The 16,583-nt window shown below is 73.2% G+C and carries 13 protein-coding genes; 4 read left to right on the top strand and 9 right to left on the bottom strand.

The features are described 5' to 3' along the window. Positions 1-99: 99 nt before the first annotated feature. From BI06_RS50265 to BI06_RS04025, 8 genes are all read right to left on the bottom strand, one after another. The gene (locus tag BI06_RS50265) at positions 100-714 is read right to left on the bottom strand and encodes a hypothetical protein (RefSeq protein ID WP_030392067.1); all 615 of its coding nucleotides are present in this window, start codon (positions 712-714) and stop codon (positions 100-102) included. 170 nt (positions 715-884) lie between these two features. Next, positions 885-1,688, bottom strand: a complete 804-nt coding sequence (locus BI06_RS04055; RefSeq protein WP_043465100.1) for an exodeoxyribonuclease III — start codon at positions 1,686-1,688, stop codon at positions 885-887. A 181-nt stretch (positions 1,689-1,869) separates the two neighbouring features. Beyond that, positions 1,870-3,663 carry a gamma-glutamyltransferase gene (gene ggt, locus BI06_RS04050; RefSeq protein ID WP_043465097.1) on the bottom strand — a complete coding sequence of 598 codons (1,794 nt, stop codon included), beginning with the start codon at positions 3,661-3,663 and terminating at the stop codon, positions 1,870-1,872. Positions 3,664-3,744: 81 nt separating this feature from the next. Beyond that, positions 3,745-4,599 carry a hypothetical protein gene (locus BI06_RS50260; protein ID WP_158516375.1) on the bottom strand — a complete coding sequence of 285 codons (855 nt, stop codon included), beginning with the start codon at positions 4,597-4,599 and terminating at the stop codon, positions 3,745-3,747. Positions 4,600-4,712: 113 nt separating this feature from the next. Beyond that, positions 4,713-5,819, bottom strand: a complete 1,107-nt coding sequence (locus BI06_RS04040) for an ROK family glucokinase (RefSeq protein WP_043465095.1) — start codon at positions 5,817-5,819, stop codon at positions 4,713-4,715. Further along, a complete protein-coding gene (locus tag BI06_RS04035; RefSeq protein WP_082558246.1) occupies positions 5,816-6,691 on the bottom strand; it encodes an ATP-binding cassette domain-containing protein in 876 nt (291 codons plus the stop codon). Before BI06_RS04035 ends, BI06_RS04040 begins: the two co-directional genes overlap by 4 nt. Beyond that, complete coding sequence (locus BI06_RS04030; protein WP_043465093.1) at positions 6,688-7,725, bottom strand: ABC transporter permease; 1,038 nt, start codon at positions 7,723-7,725, stop codon at positions 6,688-6,690. The genes BI06_RS04035 and BI06_RS04030 overlap by 4 nt, the downstream gene beginning before the upstream one ends. Next, entirely contained in the window at positions 7,722-8,735 is a 1,014-nt protein-coding gene (locus BI06_RS04025) for a substrate-binding domain-containing protein (protein WP_051740200.1), read from the bottom strand. The genes BI06_RS04030 and BI06_RS04025 overlap by 4 nt, the downstream gene beginning before the upstream one ends. 328 nt (positions 8,736-9,063) lie before the next feature. Between BI06_RS04025 and BI06_RS04020 the strand changes: the two genes are divergently transcribed. Then, positions 9,064-10,224: an esterase family protein gene (locus tag BI06_RS04020; RefSeq protein WP_030392059.1), complete on the top strand. Its 1,161-nt coding sequence runs from the start codon at positions 9,064-9,066 to the stop codon at positions 10,222-10,224. Between the two features lie 140 nt (positions 10,225-10,364). Here the strand turns inward: BI06_RS04020 and BI06_RS04015 are convergent, their stop codons facing one another. After that, complete coding sequence (locus BI06_RS04015; RefSeq protein WP_043465091.1) at positions 10,365-11,957, bottom strand: PucR family transcriptional regulator; 1,593 nt, start codon at positions 11,955-11,957, stop codon at positions 10,365-10,367. Between the two features lie 438 nt (positions 11,958-12,395). On the opposite strand from BI06_RS04015, the gene BI06_RS04010 reads away from it, so the two are divergent. Genes BI06_RS04010 through pucD form a run of 3 tightly spaced genes read left to right on the top strand, consistent with a single transcriptional unit; the run spans position 12,396 to position 16,233 of the window. Next, positions 12,396-13,283 (top strand): xanthine dehydrogenase family protein subunit M, encoded by an 888-nt coding sequence (locus BI06_RS04010; RefSeq protein WP_043465088.1) that lies wholly within the window; start codon positions 12,396-12,398, stop codon positions 13,281-13,283. Further along, positions 13,280-13,780, top strand: coding sequence for a (2Fe-2S)-binding protein (locus tag BI06_RS04005; RefSeq protein ID WP_030392056.1), 501 nt, complete (start codon positions 13,280-13,282; stop codon positions 13,778-13,780). The genes BI06_RS04010 and BI06_RS04005 overlap by 4 nt, the downstream gene beginning before the upstream one ends. Continuing rightward, entirely contained in the window at positions 13,777-16,233 is a 2,457-nt protein-coding gene (pucD, locus tag BI06_RS04000; RefSeq protein WP_233289995.1) for a xanthine dehydrogenase subunit D, read from the top strand. Before BI06_RS04005 ends, pucD begins: the two co-directional genes overlap by 4 nt. Positions 16,234-16,583 lie beyond the last annotated feature (350 nt).

Here is a 16,583-nt window from a genome sequence, read left to right as displayed (position 1 = left end):
GCAAAGTCCACGAACACCCGCCACCCTGCCCAGGTCCGGCCCACACGCCACAGGCCGCACCAATGGGCCGCACCAACGGAAACGTCCCGTTCCGTTCCCTCAGACGGACCCGGCGCCGGCCGAACGCCGACGCAGCAGCCAGAAGCCGCCGATCCCGCCCACCACCAGCAACGCGCCGCCGACGAGTTCCGCGGGGTCGGCAGCCACCGAACCGCCCAGACCGGTCTTCACCGCACCGTGCGGGGCGACCTGCTGACTGCCGGCACCGGACTGGCCGAGCGAACCCGCCCACTCGCCGGCCGCCTCGCTCCAACCGCCCAGGCCCGAGGGCGCGGAGGAGCCGCCGGTGGACACCGAGACCGTGGTCACCGTGACATTGGTGGTGAAGGCGCCGCCGTCCGGGCAGCTGCCGTCGATCTTGTTCTCGCCGCTGTTCTTGCCCGCCAGCCGGGCGGAGCCGGTGTGCTTGCCGTCGGAGCCGAGCGTGAGGGTGGCCGGGCCGCCCTCGAAGGCCGGCGAGTTGGCGGTGATGGTCTTGGCGTTGGGCTTGTCGGACTTCTCGCAGGCGACCGTGACCGTCACGGTCTGGCCCGGTGCGGCCTGGGACGGGCTGACCGAGGCCGCGCCGTCCTTGGCCAGCGCGAGGGGGGCCGTCAGGCCGGTCAGCACCGTCGCGCCGATCAAGGCGGCGGCGGCCGTACGCGTGGGGCGCATACCGGAACCTCCGGGTTCTCTCGGGCGCAGCCGGGGACTCCGAAGTCCACGTGATCGAACAACTACACCCGGTCACTCACCGACGGTAGGCACACCCTCCGCGCCCGGCCACCGCTCTGGCCCGTTCGAGGGAGAGCCGGCCGCGGTCGGCGACCGGCCCTCCCCAGGCGTCAGAGGTCGAGATCGACGACCACCGGGGCGTGGTCCGAGGTGCCCTTGCCCTTGCGCGCCTCGCGGTCGACATAGCTGTCGGTGACGGCGTCCACGAAGGGCTTGTTGGCGTAGGTGAGGTCGATCCGCATGCCCCGGTTCTTCGGGAAGGCCAGCTGGCGGTAGTCCCAGTAGGTGTAGGGGCGGTCGTACTTGAGCGGGCGGGGCAGTACGTCGTGCAGGCCGGCCGCGTCCAGGGCGGCGAGGGCCGCGCGCTCGGCGGGGGTGACGTGGGTCAGGCCCTCGAAGGCGGCCAGGTCGAAGACGTCCTCGTCGGTCGGCGCGATGTTGAAGTCGCCGAGGACGGCGAACGGGCGCTCACCGGCGGCGTCGTCCAGCGAGGCCACCCGCAGCGCCTCCAGCCACTCCAGCTTGTAGCGGTAGTGGGCGTGGTCGACCTCGCGCCCGTTCGGCACGTAGACCGACCAGACCCGGACCGGGCCGCAGGTGGCGGCGATCGCGCGCGGCTCGACGTCGGGCAGCAGGGCGTCGTCGGCGAGGTAGCCGGGCTGCCCGGGCAGGTCGCGGACGACGTCGTCGAGCCCGATCCGGGAGAGGATCGCCACACCGTTCCACCGGCCGTTGCCGTGCGCGGCCGTCTCGTAGCCGAGCTCGCGGACGGGCTCGTACGGGAAGGCGTCGGCGGCGCACTTCAGCTCCTGGAGGCAGAGCACGTCCGGCTTGGCGCTCTCCAGCCATTCGAGGAGCTTGGGCAGCCGCGCGGTGACGGAGTTGATGTTCCAGGTGGCGATGCGGACGGTCACGGCGGGCGGCCTTCCCGGTGGTTCGGTACGGACGGGGTGGGCGCCCCGGTCCCCGGACGACGCCCACCCCGAATCTACCGAACGGCACCGACAAAGCCGTCCGGCCGCACGACGGCGGACCGCACGACGCCGGACCGCACAGCGCCCGGCGTCACCGCTCCCGACCTCACCGCCCCCGGTGTTACGGCTCGGGCCGGACCACCGCCGCCGAGCCGCCGCCCCGGCGCACCGGTTCGGCCGCGGCGACCCAGCGGCCGTCCGGCAGCCGCTCGACACCGGTCGCCGCCCCGATCTCCGGCGTACTGGCGAACACATGGCCGAGCGCCTCCAGCCGCGCCCGTTCGGGCAGCGCCAGGAACGCGGGCTCGGCCTGGGTGGCGGCCGTGTTGCGCTGGCTGGCGCGCGGCGCGGCGATCGCCTGTTCCAGGCTCAGCCCCCGGTCGAGCCGGCCGAGCAGCACCTGGAGGGTGGTGGTGATGATCGTCGCGCCGCCGGGCGAACCGGCCGCCAGCACGGGCTCGCCGTCGCGCAGCACGATGGTCGGCGAGAGCGAGGAGCGCGGCCGCTTGCCGGGGCCGGGCAGGTTGGGGTCGGGCACGCCCGGCACCAGCGGGGTGAAGTTGAAGTCGGTCAGCTCGTTGTTGAGCAGGAAGCCCCGGCCGGGGACGGTGATGCCGCTGCCGCCGGTCTGCTCCAGGGTCAGCGTGTAGGAGACGACGTTGCCCCAGCGGTCGGCCACGGTGAGGTGACTGGTGCTCAGGCCCTCGTAGGGCTCGGCGGCCGGAGCCGGTCCCGCGGTCGTGCAGGCGGCGGGGTGGCGCGGGTCGCCGGGCGCGACCGGGCTGGTCAGGGCGCGGTCGGGGCTGATCAGGCAGGCCCGGGAGGCGGCGTACCGGGCGGAGAGCAGTTCCTTGACCGGGACGTCGTTGAACGCCGGGTCGCCCACCCAGCGGTTGCGGTCCGCGAAGGAGAGCCGCGAGGCCTCCAGGAAGTGGTGGTAGTACTGCGTGGCGTCGTAGTCGGCGACCTCGCCGTCCTCCAGGATGCCGAGCGCCTCGCCGACGGTGGTGCCGCCGGAGCTGGACGGGGCGATCGAGTAGAGGTCGTAGTCCCGGTAGGCGACATGGGTGGGCTGCTGGCGGCGCACCCGGTAGTCGGCGAGGTCATTGGCGTCCACCTTGCCGGGGCGGGCGACCCGGCCGGAGGCCGGATCGACCGGCGGGTGCTGGACGGTGCGGACGATGTCGGCGGCGATCCCGCCCCGGTACAGGGCCTCGGTGCCCTCCTGGCCGAGCTGCCGGTAGGTGGCGGCGAGGTCGGGGTTGCGGAAGGTGGAGCCGACCGCCGGGAGCGCGCCGCCGGGCAGGAAGAGCTTGGCGGTGTCGGGGAAGTCCTTGAACCGGGCCTCGTTGAGCGCGGTCTGGTCCTGGAAGGTCTGGTCGACGGTGAAGCCGCGCTCGGCGATCCGCCGGGCGGGTTCCAGGGCCTCGGCGAAGCTGCGCCGGCCCCAGAGCCCGACGGCGGTCTCCCAGGTGGCCGGGGAGCCGGGCACTCCGACGGACAGGCCGCTGGTGACGGCGTCGGCGAAGGGCAGCGGCTTGCCGTTCTCCAGGAACAGCGAGGTGTCGGCCGTCCGGGAGGCGGTCTCCCGGCCGTCGATGGTGTGCACCCGGCCGGTGGCGTGGTCGTAGTAGACGAAGTACCCGCCGCCGCCGATCCCGGCCGAGTACGGCTCGGTGACACCGAGCGCCGCCGCCACCGCGACCGCCGCGTCCACCGCGTTGCCGCCCTTGCGCAGTACCTCGATCCCGGCCGCCGTGGCGTCGGCGTCCACACTGGCGACCGCCCCGCCCCGGCCGACCGCCTCGGGTACCTTCGCCGGCGGCGCCGCAGCCCCGGCCGGCCCGGCGGCGACCGTGCAGACCAGGGCCGTGGCGAGCAGCAACGGCGGTGCGATTCGTGCCAGCGCTCTCATCCGGAGTCCTCCCGATTGTCTGAATTGACGTCAACTCCGTTGTTTCACAGGAGCCATGACCCCGACAACAGCGCCTCGACGCTACCAACGGGTAGTTGACGCGGGCGTTGCGGACGGACCGGATCGGTTGGTCATATTTCGAATTCGAACAGATGAAGGAATGAAGAGCTTGTCATGTGAGCGGTAGTTTGTGCGGGCACATGGCTCCTCACTCCAAGGACACACCCCTCCCGTGTACCAGCCCCCGCCCCCGCCGTTCCCCGTCGTGGCCCCGCCGGACCCGCCCCGCCCCTGGTGGCAGCGGCGCGGTGTGCACATCGCGAGCTTCCTGGTCTTCCCGTTCGCGAGCTTCCTGATCGCCTGGACCCGGCCTTCCCGGCCGATCTGGAGGAAGCTGCTCAGCAGCGCGGTCGCGGCGTTCTGCTGCCTGGTCTGGATCAGCGCGGCGACCGCCCCGAAGCCGGCCCCGCAGCCCCCCGCCCCGGTCACCCCGCCCACCGCGACCGTGACCGTCACCGCGACGCCCACCCCGGTCGAGACGCCGACGGCGTCCCCCGCTCCGACCCCGACCCCGACCGAGCCGCCGGCACCCGCTCCGGCGCCGGTCGAGACGCCGACGCCGGAGCCGCCCGCGCCAGTGACCCCGACCCGGGCACCGGCGGCCCCCACCTCGAAGTCGGCGACCAAGCCCACCCCGGCGGCGCCCACCGGCACCCCGGCCGGCGGCTCGACCACCGGCGGTGACGGCTCGACGGGCAGTTCCTCGACCACGGGCGGGTCCTCGACGACCGGCGGGTCCTCGACGACCGGCGGGTCGAGCAGCGGCGGTTCGAGCAGCGGCGGCGGTGCCACCGTCCACCCGGGCTCGTACTGCTCCCCCGCTGGCGCGACCGGGGTGACCAGCGCGGGCACGCCGATGGTCTGCAGCCCCAGCACGGACGGCCGCAACCACTGGAAGTCCGCCGGCTGACAACCACCCCGGAATGCCTCCGGAGCAGGAAGTCGGCCGGACCGACTTCCTGCTCCGGAGGCATTCGCGGTAGAGCCCGCTACAGCACCGCGCGTTCCACGCGGCGGCGCTTGATGGTGCGGAAGCGGCGGGCGACCTGGCGGGCGAGGTCGGCGGCGCCGACCAGGCCGGCCTCGTTGCCGAGGGCGGCGTGGACGATGGTCGACTCGGGGCGGAAGCCGCGGCCGGTGAGGGTGCGGCGGAAGGTGTCGCGGGCGGGGGTGAGCAGGAGGTCGCCGGCCTCGGAGACGCCGCCGCCGATGACGAAGCGGCCCGGGTCGAGGGCGGCCGCCAGGTTGGCGATGCCGACGCCGAGCCAGGTGCCCACGTCGTAGAGCAGTTCGGTGGCGGTCGGGTCGCCGGCCCGGGCGGCCTCGGTGACCAGGGGGCCGGTGATGCCCTCGACGGTGCCGCCGGCCCGGGCCAGCAGGGCCTGGACCACCGGGGACTCCTCGGCGACCAGTTCGCGGGCGTCCCGCACCAGCGCGTTGCCGGAGGAGTACTGCTCCCAGCAGCCCCGGTTGCCGCACGGGCAGCGGTGGCCGCCGGGCACCACCTGCATGTGGCCGAACTCGCCGGCCAGCCCGTACTTGCCCCGGTCCACGTAGCCGTCGCGGACGACGGCGCCGCCGATGCCGGTGCCCAGGGTGAGCATCACCATGTGCTCCTCGCCCCGGCCCGCACCGAAGCGCCACTCGGCCCAGGCGGCGGCGTTGGCGTCGTTCTCGACCACGACCGGGAAGCGCAGCCGGGAGCTGAGCGCCTCCCGGAGCGGTTCGCCGCGCCAGTTGAGGTGCGGGGCGAAGAGCACGGTGGAGCGTTCGGCGTCGACCCAGCCGGCCGCGCCGATGCCGACCGCGTGGACGTCGTGCCGGTCGGCGAGCTCCAGCACCAGTTCGACGATGACGTCCTCGACCACCTTGGCGCTCTTGGACTTGTCGGGTGTGTCGGTGCGCAGCTTCTCCAGTACCTTGCCCTCGCCGTCGACCACACCCGCGACCACCTTGGTGCCGCCGATGTCCACGCCGATGGTCGGCAGCCGGAGCAGGCCGGCCGGCAGGGCCCGGCGGCGGCGCTCGGCGCGCGGCCCGAGGCCGAGCAGGGTGGGCAGGACCGGCGGACGGTTGCCGCCGTGGGGGCTGGTCACGGCTGGGGACGCTCCTCGGCGGGATCGACGGGATCGGCGGGATCGACGGGGTGAGCAGGGTCGGCGGGGCGAGCAGGATCGACGGGCGAGGCCCCGGTCCCGGGCCGGGCCAGCTCGTGCGAGAGCTCGGCCAGGTCGGAGCCGCCCGCCATCTCGGTGGTGAGCTGCTCCAGGCCGATCTCCGCCCGCGCGTGGCTGCCCGCCATGCGGCCGCGCTTCAGCAGGGTGAAGTGGTCGCCGACCAGGTAGGCGTGGTGCGGGTTGTGGGTGATCAGGACGACGCCGAGGCCGGCGTCCCGGGCGGCGGTGACGTACTTGAGCACCACCCCGGACTGCTTGACGCCGAGCGCGGCGGTCGGCTCGTCCAGGACGAGCACCTTGGCGCCGAAGTGCACCGCGCGGGCGATGGCCACGCACTGGCGCTGGCCGCCGGAGAGGGTGCCGATCGGGCGGTCCACGTCGGGCAGGTCGATGCCCATGTCGGCGAGGGCCCGGCGGGTGGTGGCGCGCATGCCGTCGGCGTCGATGCTCAGGCCGCCCCAGCGCTTGTGCCCCCGCTCGGAGCCGAGGAAGAAGTTGCGCCAGACGGGCATCAGCGGGACGACGGCGAGGTCCTGGTAGACGGTGGCGATGCCGCGGTCCAGGGCCTGGCGCGGGGAGTCGAGGCGGACCTCCTCGCCGGCCACCGTGAAGGTGCCCTCGTCGTGCCGGTGCAGCCCCGCGATGATCTTGATCAGGGTGGACTTGCCGGCGCCGTTGTCGCCGAGCACGCAGCTGATCTCGCCGGACCGCAGGGTCAGCGAGACGTCCTCCAGGGCCCGTACGGTGCCGTAGGTCTTCCCGATCCCGGTGAGGGAGAGCAGCTCGGTCATCGGGGCCCCCGTTCGGCGCGGCGCTTGACCCAGGTGTTCAGCAGGGCGGCGAGCAGCAGCATCGCACCGAGGAAGAACTTGAACCAGTCGGGGTTCCACTGGGCGTAGATGATGCCCTTGCTGGCCATGCCGAAGATCAGCGCGCCCAGCGCGGAGCCGACCACCGAGCCGTAGCCGCCGGTGATCAGGCAGCCGCCGATGACGGCCGCGACGATGTAGATGAGCTCGTTGCCGACGCCCTCGCCGGACTGCACGGTGTCGAAGGAGAACAGCAGGTGCTGGCCCAGCACCCAGGCGCCGAAGCCGACGAACAGGTAGAGCACGGTCTTCGTCCGGGCGACCGGGACGCCGACCGCGCGGGCCGCGGCCGCGTCGCCGCCGACCGCGAAGACCCAGTTGCCGAAGCGGGTGCGCAGCAGCACCCAGCTGCCGGCCAGCAGCAGGCCGAGCCACCACCAGACGGTGGCCTTGATCGTCAGCCCGCCGACGGTCACCTCGGAGGCGAACAGCCAGCGGCAGGAGGCGAAGCCCTCCATGCCGGAGATCGGCTTGGTGGAGACGGTGCCCGAGACCAGCTTGGTGACGCCGAGGTTGGCGCCGGTCAGCATCAGGAAGGTGCCGAGGGTGACGATGAAGCTCGGCAGCTTGGTGCGGGAGAGCATCCACCCGTTGAACAGGCCGACCGCGAGGGTGACGGCCAGCGAGACCAGCACGCCCACCCAGGTGACCGCGGTGAGCTGGTAGGAGACCATCGACGAGGTCAGCGCGGCGGTGGTGACCAGGACGCCGGCGGACAGGTCGAACTCGCCGCCGATCATCAGCAGCGAGACCGGTACCGCCATGATCCCGATGGTGGAGGCCGCGTACAGCACGGTGCCGAGCGAGGAGACCCGCAGGAAGGGCTCGGCGACGGCGGCGAAGACCAGGAAGACCGCGACGGCGGCGATCAGCGCGCCGAGCTCGGGCCGGCCGGCCAGGCGGCGCAGCGCGGCCGGGCGCTCGCGGCCCTGGGCGAGGACGTCCGAGGGGCTCACCTGGTCCCCCTCGCGACGTACTCGGCGAGCGCGTCCGCGTCGTCCTTGGTGAGGATCTGCGGGCCGGTGGCGACCGGCTTGCCGCCGCCGAGCATGTCCAGGTTGGAGCGGTAGAGCCAGAGCAGGTCGACGCCCTCGTAGCCCTGGAGGTAGGGCTGCTGGTCGACCGCGAAGCCGACGGTGCCCGCCTTGAGGCCGGAGACCACCTGCGTGCCCAGGTCGAAGGTGTCGAGCTCGACCGGGCGGCGGGCGTCCTGGATCGCCTGGAGTCCGGTGGCGGCCATCGGGCCGGAGAGGGTGAGCACGGTGTCGATGGCGGGGTCGGCCTGGAGCTTGGCGGAGAGCGCCGCGCGGGCGTCGGGCATGTTGACGCCGTCGACGTAGAGCACCTGGAAGGCGCCGCCGGCGGTGCCCTTGGCGCCGCCGCAGCGCTGCTCCTGGCCGACGTTGCCCTGCTCGTGGATGACGCAGAGGACGTTCTTGCGGCCGCGGGCGGCCAGCTCGGTCCCGGCGGCCTGGCCGGCGGTGCTCTCGTCCTGGCCGATGTGGGTCAGCGCGCCGAAGCGGGCGGAGAACTCCTGACCGGAGTTGATCGTGATGACGGGGATGCCGGCGGCCTTGGCCTTGCCGAGCACGTCGGCCATCGCCTCGCCCTTGGCGAGGGTGACCAGCAGGCCGTCGACCTTCTGGTCGATGGCGGCCTGGACGAGCTGGACCTGGTTCTGGGTCTGCGCGTCGTTGGAGTACAGGAAGGTGATGTTGTCCTTGGCGGCGGCCTGCTCGGCGCCCTTGCGCACGGTGTCCCAGAAGGCGTCGCCGGCCCCGGCGTGGGTCACCATGGCGACCTTCCAGCGCGGGGTGGTGACGGCGCCGCCGGCGGCGGCGGAGGCCTTGGCGCGGGCCTCCTCGGCGCGTCTGCCTCCGGTGCTGCTGCAGCCGGCGACGGCGACCGTCAGGGCCAGGACGGCCAGCGCCGCAGCGACGGGCCGGAGCCGGCGGACGGGACTCATGCGGGTTGTGCTCATCCCCATAGTCTCGCTTCCCGGCGGACGGGCGTTCGCACCGCCTCGCCCGGCGGGCCGATCCGTCCGGACGGTATCGTGCCCTGCGGGGGGATTCCTGGGAGTCCGCTGGACGCCAGGTCCGGGCAGAGCCTGCCAGGGTGGCAGACTGGGGCGGACCCGAAAAGGGAGCTTCACGGAAACGTGATGTTCCTCTCAGGTTCCGCACAGATTCGGACGGCAACCGATCCCCGTTACGGGCCGTCTGATGCCATTGAGGTGGCGTTCCGGGCGAGTGGGGCCCGGGCGGCTTCGAACCCGGATACGAGAAACATTCATGCAACTGACAGGTACGCCGTTCTTCGTCTGCACGGTCATTCTCGTGCCGATCTCCATCGCCGTGGCGATGTGGGCCTGGGCCCGGGTCAAGGGACCGAAGCCCCTGCGCGTCCTGTCCAGGCTCGCCATGATCGTCTTCTGTCAGGCCACCGCGGTGGTCATGGTCTTCGTGATGGTCAACAACGCCAACCTGATCTACGGCAACTGGGACGACCTGCTCGGGACCGGCAAGCACGTGCGGGCGGTGCCGGTCGTGCCGCCGGCCGACCCGGCCGCGGGGGCCGGTCAGGGCGCTGCCACGGGCGCGCCCGCCCCGGCGGGCGACGCGGCGCACCCGCCGGCCAACAAGGTCCAGCAGGCCTTCCGCGGCGTCGACGACCCGAAGGTGCCGAACGACGTCCAGAAGACCGACCTCAAGGGCCAGCTGTCCGGTGTCGACGGCGAGGTGCTGGTCTGGCTGCCGCCGCAGTACAACGACCCCGCGTACAAGGACAAGAAGTTCCCGGTGGTCGAGCTGATCCCCGGCTTCCCCGGCTCCTCCTCCACCTGGTACGGCACGCTGAAGGTCTCCGAGCAGCTCAAGCCCCTGATGCAGCAGGGCAAGGTGGCCCCGTTCATCCTGGTCTCGCCGCGCACCCTGCTGCTGGGCAACCGCACCGACGCCGGCTGCACCGACGTGCCGGGCAAGGTCAACGCGGACACCTGGCTCACCCGGGACGTCCCGCAGATGGTCCTGGACAACTTCCGGGCCGACCCGTCCGCCGACCGCTGGGCGATCGCGGGCTACTCGGCCGGCGCCCACTGCGCCACCAAGCTCTCGCTGGCCCACCCGAACCGCTACCGGGCCGGCGTCAGCCTCTCCGGCTACAACGACCCGGCGAAGGAGCCGGACTCGCTGGTCGGCAAGGACGCGAAGCTGCGCGACGCCAACAACCCGGTGACCATCGTGAAGGCCGCGCCCCAGCCGCCGAAGGTCTCGCTGTACATCTCCGGCAACAAGGGCGACGGCTTCGAGGACGGCCAGGCCGTCGCCGGTGCCGCCAAGGCGCCGACCACGGTCCAGGTGGTCGAGACCACCGGGCCGCACACCAGCGATGTGTGGAAGGACATGGTGCCGGGCGTCTTCGAGTGGCTGACCGGCATCATCCCGGCCCACTGACGGAGCGCCCCGCACGAAGCACCACGCGCGAAGGACCACGCGCGAAGGACCTCGCACGAAGCACCCCGAGCGAAGCACCCCGCGTACGGCGGCGGCCCCGGAGCACCGAGCTCCGGGGCCGCCGGCGTGCGGAGGGGCCGTCAGGCGAGTTCGAGGGCCAGGTAGAAGTCCACCCGGTCCTCCAGCCGGGACAGGTCACGGCCGGTCAACTCCTCGATGCGGCCGATCCGGTACCGCAGGGTGTTGACGTGGACGTGCAGCTGCGCGGCGCACCTGGTCCACGAACCGTCCGAACGGAGGAACGCCTCCAGCGTGCGGACCAGGTCCGCCTGGTGCTCGATGTCGTAGGCGATCACGGTGTCCAGCAGCCGGCTGCGGAAGGCCCGGCGCACCTCGTCCGGGACGGCCGCGAGCAGCAGCACGTGCGAGGCCAGCTCCTCCGGCCCGGCCACGCAGACCCGGCCGACCCTGGCGGCGGCGATCCGGCGGGCGTGCCGGGCCTCCTCCAGCGCGCCGCGCAGACCGACCGCCTCCTTGGCGGGGGCCGAGACGCCGAGGGTGATCCGGCCCTCCGAACCGAGCCCGGCCTCCAGCGGGGCGAGCAGCTCGCGCAGGGTGTCGGCGGGCACCGGGCTGTCCAGCGCGGGCAGCACCACCACCGCGCCGGCCCCGGCGCCGGCGACCAGCGCCCGGTCGCTGGTACCTCCCAGCGCCTCCTCCAGGATCGCCCGCACCGCGCCCTCGGGCAGGCCGGTGCCCTCGGCGCTGAGCACCAGCCAGGAGCCCTCGGGCGCCTGCGGCTTCGGCTCGCGGCTCTCGTAGCGGGCGGCCATCGCCGAGGAGGCGTACAGGGTGCGGCTGATCTCGGCCGGGTCCGCGTCGCGCTGGAGCAGGGTGAGCACCTCGTCGGCGAGGCGGCGGCGCAGCCGGCGGCCCTCGTCCCGGCGCTGGCGTTCGGCGGCGACCAGCCGGGCCAGGTTCTCGGCGAGCTGCTGGCGCTTGGCGGTCCACTCGGTGACGTCGCCGGCGACCGCGAGCACCCAGTCGGCGAGCGGCGCCTCGGCCTCGGGCGCGGCCGGCGCGGGCAGCAGCGAGTAGGCGCCGGCCGCGAGGCGGGCCCGGTGCGGGGGGCGGCGGCGCTGGCGCTGGGCGGCGAGGTGGGCGCGGATCAGCTGGTCCCGGTCGGCGGGCGGGAGCCGGTCGACCGGGCCGGCGATCACCGCGCCGGTCGGGGTGAGCACCCAGCAGTCGAGGTCGAGGTCGCCGCCGAGCAGGTCGAGGACGGCGTCCAGACCGCCGCCGCCGGCCGCCGAGACCAGCAGCCGGTGCCGGTCGACCAGGGCCGCCAGGTCGGCGGCCCGGTCGGCGGAGACCTGGCGGCCGACGAACTCGGTGACGGTGCCGAAGGCGATGTCGTCGGGCACGGCCAGCAGCGGCATCCGGTGCCGGCGGCAGGCCTCGACGAGGTCCTCGGGGACGGGGCCGACCTCGGCCTCGCCGGCCGCCAGGGCGACCGCGCCGCCGGCCACGATGGTGCGCACGAAGCGCTCCGAGTCGGCCGGGGCGGTGCGCCAGAGCATGCCGGTGAGGACCAGCTCGCCGCCGTGCAGATAGCGCCCGGGGTCGTGCAGGTCGGTCGTCATCACCCCGCTGACCTGCCGGTCCAGCTCCTCCTCGGCCGCGAGCAGACGCAGGCGCGGGGCGCCGGGGGCGAGCAGGTCACGGACACGCATCCGGAGGCTCCTAACGGGCGGGCGGCGGGGGTGGGGGCGGTCCGAGGGCTCGGTCCGGGGTGACAGTGTGCCCGAACATCCGTGCTCGGCGTTACGTCCCAACGGGTGCCCGGATCACGAGGCCGTAGCTCGGGAATCACGGCCGGATTACGGTCGTAGGTGTGGCCCGGCCGACGGCTGGGCTGCGCGATCGTCCTTCTTAGAGGAACGTACAGGATGCCGGGCGGGACCACAGCCGGGGCTTCATGCCATCGGTGACTGCCAGTGGCCCCCGTCACAGCGGTTCACTGGCCACACGCCGCCGGACACACCCCGGTGACCGAAAACCGACGCGGAGGCGACGACGCGGAGGTGCCGGTCCGAACACCGGGGCCCGGGCGACCGGGCCGGGCACTGTGCCCACCCGTCCGGACGGTCACGACTTGAGGAGACACCCGCATGGAGTTCCTTCGGCCCGCCACCTGGGACGAGGCGCTCGCGGCGAAGGCCGAACACCCGACCGCGCTGCCCATCTCGGGCGGTACGGACGTCATGGTCGAGATGAACTTCGACGTGCACCGGCCACCCGCGATTCTCGACCTGAACCGCGTCACCGAGCTCACCGAGTGGTCGAACGACGGCGAGGTGGTCCGACTCGGCGCAGCCGTCCCCTACAGCCGGATCATCGACGAGCTGTCCGGACCGCTGCCCGGCCTCGCGCTGGCCGCCCACACCGTCGGATCCCCGCAGATCCGCAACCGGGGCGGCGTCGGCGGCAACCTGGGCGCGGCCTCGCCGGCCGGCGACTCCCACCCGGCGCTGCTGGCGGCCGGCCGGGACGTCCTGGTCGAGGCGGCCTCGGTCCGCGGGACCAGGCTGATCCCGATCGACGACTTCTACGTCGGGGTGAAGCGCAACTGCCTGGAGCCGGACGAGCTGATCCGGGCCGTGCGGATCCCGGTCGCGGACGGCCCGCAGCAGTTCTCCAAGATCGGCACCCGCAACGCGATGGTGATCGCGGTCTGCGCGTTCGGCTTCGCGCTGCACCCGAGGAACGGCACCGTCGGCACCGGCATCGGCTCGGCCGCCCCCACCCCGCGCCGCGCCGTCGAGGCCGAGGAGTACCTGCGGGACGTGCTCGCCGAGCGCGGCCTGTGGGAGAGCGGGGAACTGCTGGGCGCCGAGGTGATCCAGCGGTTCGGCGAGCTGGTCAAGGCCGCCGCCTCCCCGATCGACGACGTCCGGGGCACCGCCGACTACCGGCGGCACGCGCTCGCCGTGATGGCACGGCGCACGCTCACCTGGACCTGGAACGACTACCGCAAGCAGATCAGGAGCGCGGCATGAGGGTCACGTTCACCGCCAACGGCAAGCCGGTCGAGGCCGACGACGTGTGGGAGGGCGAGAGCCTGCTCTACGTGCTGCGCGAACGCGTCGGCCTGCCCGGTTCGAAGAACGCCTGCGAGCAGGGCGAGTGCGGTTCCTGCACGGTCTACCTGGACGACGTGCCGGTCTGCTCCTGTCTGGTCGCGGCCGGCCAGGTGCAGGACCGCGAGGTGCGCACCGTCGAGGGGCTCGGCGGCGAGGACGGCGAGCTGGGCCTGGTCCAGCAGGCGTTCGTGGACGCGGGCGCCGTCCAGTGCGGCTTCTGCACGCCCGGCCTGCTGGTGCAGACCGACGCGCTGCTGGAGCAGGACGCCCAGCCGTCGGACGCGGACATCCGCGAGGCCCTGTCGGGCAACCTGTGCCGGTGCACCGGCTACGAGAAGATCATGGACGCGGTGCGGCTGGCGTCCGCCCGCAAGTGCGCCGGCGAGCGTGCCGGCGGGGCGGTGGCGGAATGAACGCGCGGACGAGTGCCCAGAACAGTGCCGGGACCGGTGCCGGGACCGGTGCCCGGACCAGTACCGGAACCAGTACCGGGACCGGTGCCCGGACCATCCAGGGCCAGAAGAACCTCCAGGACATCCGGCAGTCCAGCAAGGACGGCATCGGCGGCTCGCCGCTGCGCCCGGACGGCACGCTGAAGGTGCGCGGCGAGTTCGCGTACTCCTCCGACATGTGGCACGAGGACATGCTCTGGGGCATGGCGCTGCGCTCGCCGCACCCCCGGGCGAACATCCTCTCCGTGGACATCTCCGAGGCGCTCGCCGTGCCCGGCGTGTACGCGGTGCTCACCCACGAGGACATCCCCGGCGCCAAGTACTACGGCCTGGAGATCGCCGACCAGCCGGCCCTGGCCATCGACAGGATCCGCTACCACGGCGAGTCGATCGCGCTGGTCGCCGCCGACCACCCGGAGACCGCCCGGCGCGCGGTGAAGAAGATCAAGGTCGAGTACGAGGTGCTCACCCCGATCGTCACCGAGGAGCAGTGCCTCGACCCGGAGACGTACGGCTACGTGCACGAGCCGCACGAGTACAAGTCGCACGCCTACGGCAACATCTGCCACGAGCAGAAGCTCGTCTCCGGCCTCGGTGTGACCGACGAGGTGCGGGCCCTGGCGGACGTCGTGGTCAGCGGCACCTACGAGGTCGGCATGCAGGACCAGGCCTTCCTCGGCCCGGAGTCCGGGCTCGCGGTGCCCGCCGAGGACGGCGGCATCGACCTCTACATCGCCACCCAGTGGCTGCACGTGGACCGCCAGCAGATGGCGCCGGTGCTCGGGCTGCCGGAGGAGAAGGTCCGGCTCACCCTGGCCGGTGTCGGCGGGGCCTTCGGCGGCCGCGAGGACCTCTCGATGCAGATCCACGCCTGCCTGCTGGCCCAGCGCACCGGCAAGCCGGTCAAGATCGTCTACTCCCGGGACGAGTCCTTCTTCGGCCACGTGCACCGCCACCCGGCGAAGATGTACTACGAGCACGGCGCCACCAGGGACGGCAAGCTGGTCTACGCCGACGCCCGGATCGTGCTGGACGGCGGCGCCTACGCCTCCGCCTCGCCGGCCGTGGTCGGCAACGCGGCCTCGCTGGGCCACGGCCCCTACGTCGTCCCGAACGTGCGGATGCACGCGATCGCGCTCTACAGCAACAACCCGTCCTGCGGGGCGATGCGCGGCTTCGGCGCGGTGCAGGCGGCGTTCGGCTACGAGACCCAGATGGACCGGCTGGCCGCCGAACTGGGCATGGACCCGGTCGAGTTGCGCCAGCTCAACGCCATGCAGCAGGGCGACCTGATGCCCACCGGCCAGGAGATCGACGCACCCGCGCCGGTCGCCGAACTGCTGCGCCGGGTCAAGGACATGCCGCTGCCGCCGCCGCTCGACACCGACGACCTGGACGTGCGGCTGCTGCCCGGCGCGCTGTCCAACACCTCGCACGGCGAGGGCATCGTGCGCGGTGTCGGCTACTCGGTCGGCATCAAGAACGTCGGCTTCTCCGAGGGCTTCGACGACTACTCCACCGCCCGGGTGCGGCTGGAGGTGATCGGCGGCGAGCCGGTCGCCATGGTGCACACCGCGATGGCCGAGGTCGGCCAGGGCGGCGTCACCGTGCACGCCCAGATCGCGCGGACCGAGCTGGGCGTCGAGCAGGTGACCATCCACCCCGCCAACACCGAGGTGGGCTCGGCCGGTTCGACCTCCGCCTCGCGCCAGACCTACATGACGGGCGGCGCGGTCAAGCTGGCCGCCGAGGCGGTCAAGCGCGAGCTGATCGAGAAGGGCCGGCGCCGCTACGGCTGGACCCAGCAGGACCTCACGCTGGCCGGCGGCAAGGTCGTCTCCGAGTCGGCCGGGGCGCTGGTCTCCATGGTCGACCTGCTCGGCGAGGACGCCATCGACCTCACCCGCGAGCACCACCACCGCCCGACCGTCCCGTTCGACAAGGAGACCGGGCAGGGCTTCGGCCACGTCCAGTACACCTTCTGCGCCAACCGCGCGGTGGTCGACGTGGACGTCGAACTCGGCCTGGTCAAGGTGGTCGAGCTGACCGCCGTCCAGGACGTCGGCAAGGCGCTCAACCCGCTGTCGGTGGTGGGCCAGATCCAGGGCGGCTGCACCCAGGCGCTCGGGCTCGCGGTGATGGAGGAGATCATCGTGCGGGACGGCAAGGTGCGCAACGCCTCCTTCACCGACTACCTCATCCCCACCATCCTGGACACCCCGCCGATCCCGGTGGAGATCCTCGAACTCCCCGACCCGCACGCCCCGTACGGGCTGCGCGGGGTGGGCGAGGCGCCGACCGTCTCGGCGACGCCGTCCATCGTGGCCGCCATCCGCAACGCCACCGGCCTCGCGCTGCGCCGGATCCCGGTGCGACCCGAGCACCTGACCACCGAACGGCCCGGGGAGCTGTGACCGGCTCCTGACCACCACGACTCCCCGGGGCGGCGTCCGGTCTTCCCCGCCGCCCCGGGGCCGAGCACCACCCGCACGACCCGCGTCACCCGCACGACCCGCGTCATCCGCACCACCCGCACGACCTGCGTCATCCGCGTCACCCGCTCAGCCTGCACGATCTGCACGGCACCACCCGGCACTACTGGCACCGCCGGCACCACCACGGCACTGCCACCGCACCAGGACCGCCGCCCGCCCACGCCGGGGCCCGGCGACGGCCCGAACCACCCGTGCAACCGTGAGTCGAATCGTCCCCCTGTGCCACGCCTTCGTCGCCTGGCTGCCAGGTCGGCTCGCCCACCCCAACC

The sequence above is a fragment of the Kitasatospora sp. MBT66 genome (genome assembly GCF_000710405.2).
Classification (GTDB): domain Bacteria; phylum Actinomycetota; class Actinomycetes; order Streptomycetales; family Streptomycetaceae; genus Kitasatospora; species Kitasatospora purpeofusca.
Note: the sequence above shows the minus strand (reverse complement) of the source record. Positions and strands in the feature narration are given on the sequence as shown.

Bases quoted from the DNA above. Each gene is read 5' to 3' on its own strand.
- BI06_RS04005 (WP_030392056.1), top strand. From the start codon at position 13,280: ATGAGGGTCACGTTCACCGCCAACGGCAAGCCGGTCGAGGCCGACGAC.
- BI06_RS04035 (WP_082558246.1), bottom strand. From the start codon at position 6,691: ATGACCGAGCTGCTCTCCCTCACCGGGATCGGGAAGACCTACGGCACC.
- BI06_RS50265 (WP_030392067.1), bottom strand. From the start codon at position 714: ATGCGCCCCACGCGTACGGCCGCCGCCGCCTTGATCGGCGCGACGGTG.
- BI06_RS04020 (WP_030392059.1), top strand. From the start codon at position 9,064: ATGCAACTGACAGGTACGCCGTTCTTCGTCTGCACGGTCATTCTCGTG.
- BI06_RS04025 (WP_051740200.1), bottom strand. From the start codon at position 8,735: ATGAGTCCCGTCCGCCGGCTCCGGCCCGTCGCTGCGGCGCTGGCCGTC.
- BI06_RS04015 (WP_043465091.1), bottom strand. From the start codon at position 11,957: ATGCGTGTCCGTGACCTGCTCGCCCCCGGCGCCCCGCGCCTGCGTCTG.
- BI06_RS04010 (WP_043465088.1), top strand. From the start codon at position 12,396: ATGGAGTTCCTTCGGCCCGCCACCTGGGACGAGGCGCTCGCGGCGAAG.
- pucD (WP_233289995.1), top strand. From the start codon at position 13,777: ATGAACGCGCGGACGAGTGCCCAGAACAGTGCCGGGACCGGTGCCGGG.
- ggt (WP_043465097.1), bottom strand. From the start codon at position 3,663: ATGAGAGCGCTGGCACGAATCGCACCGCCGTTGCTGCTCGCCACGGCC.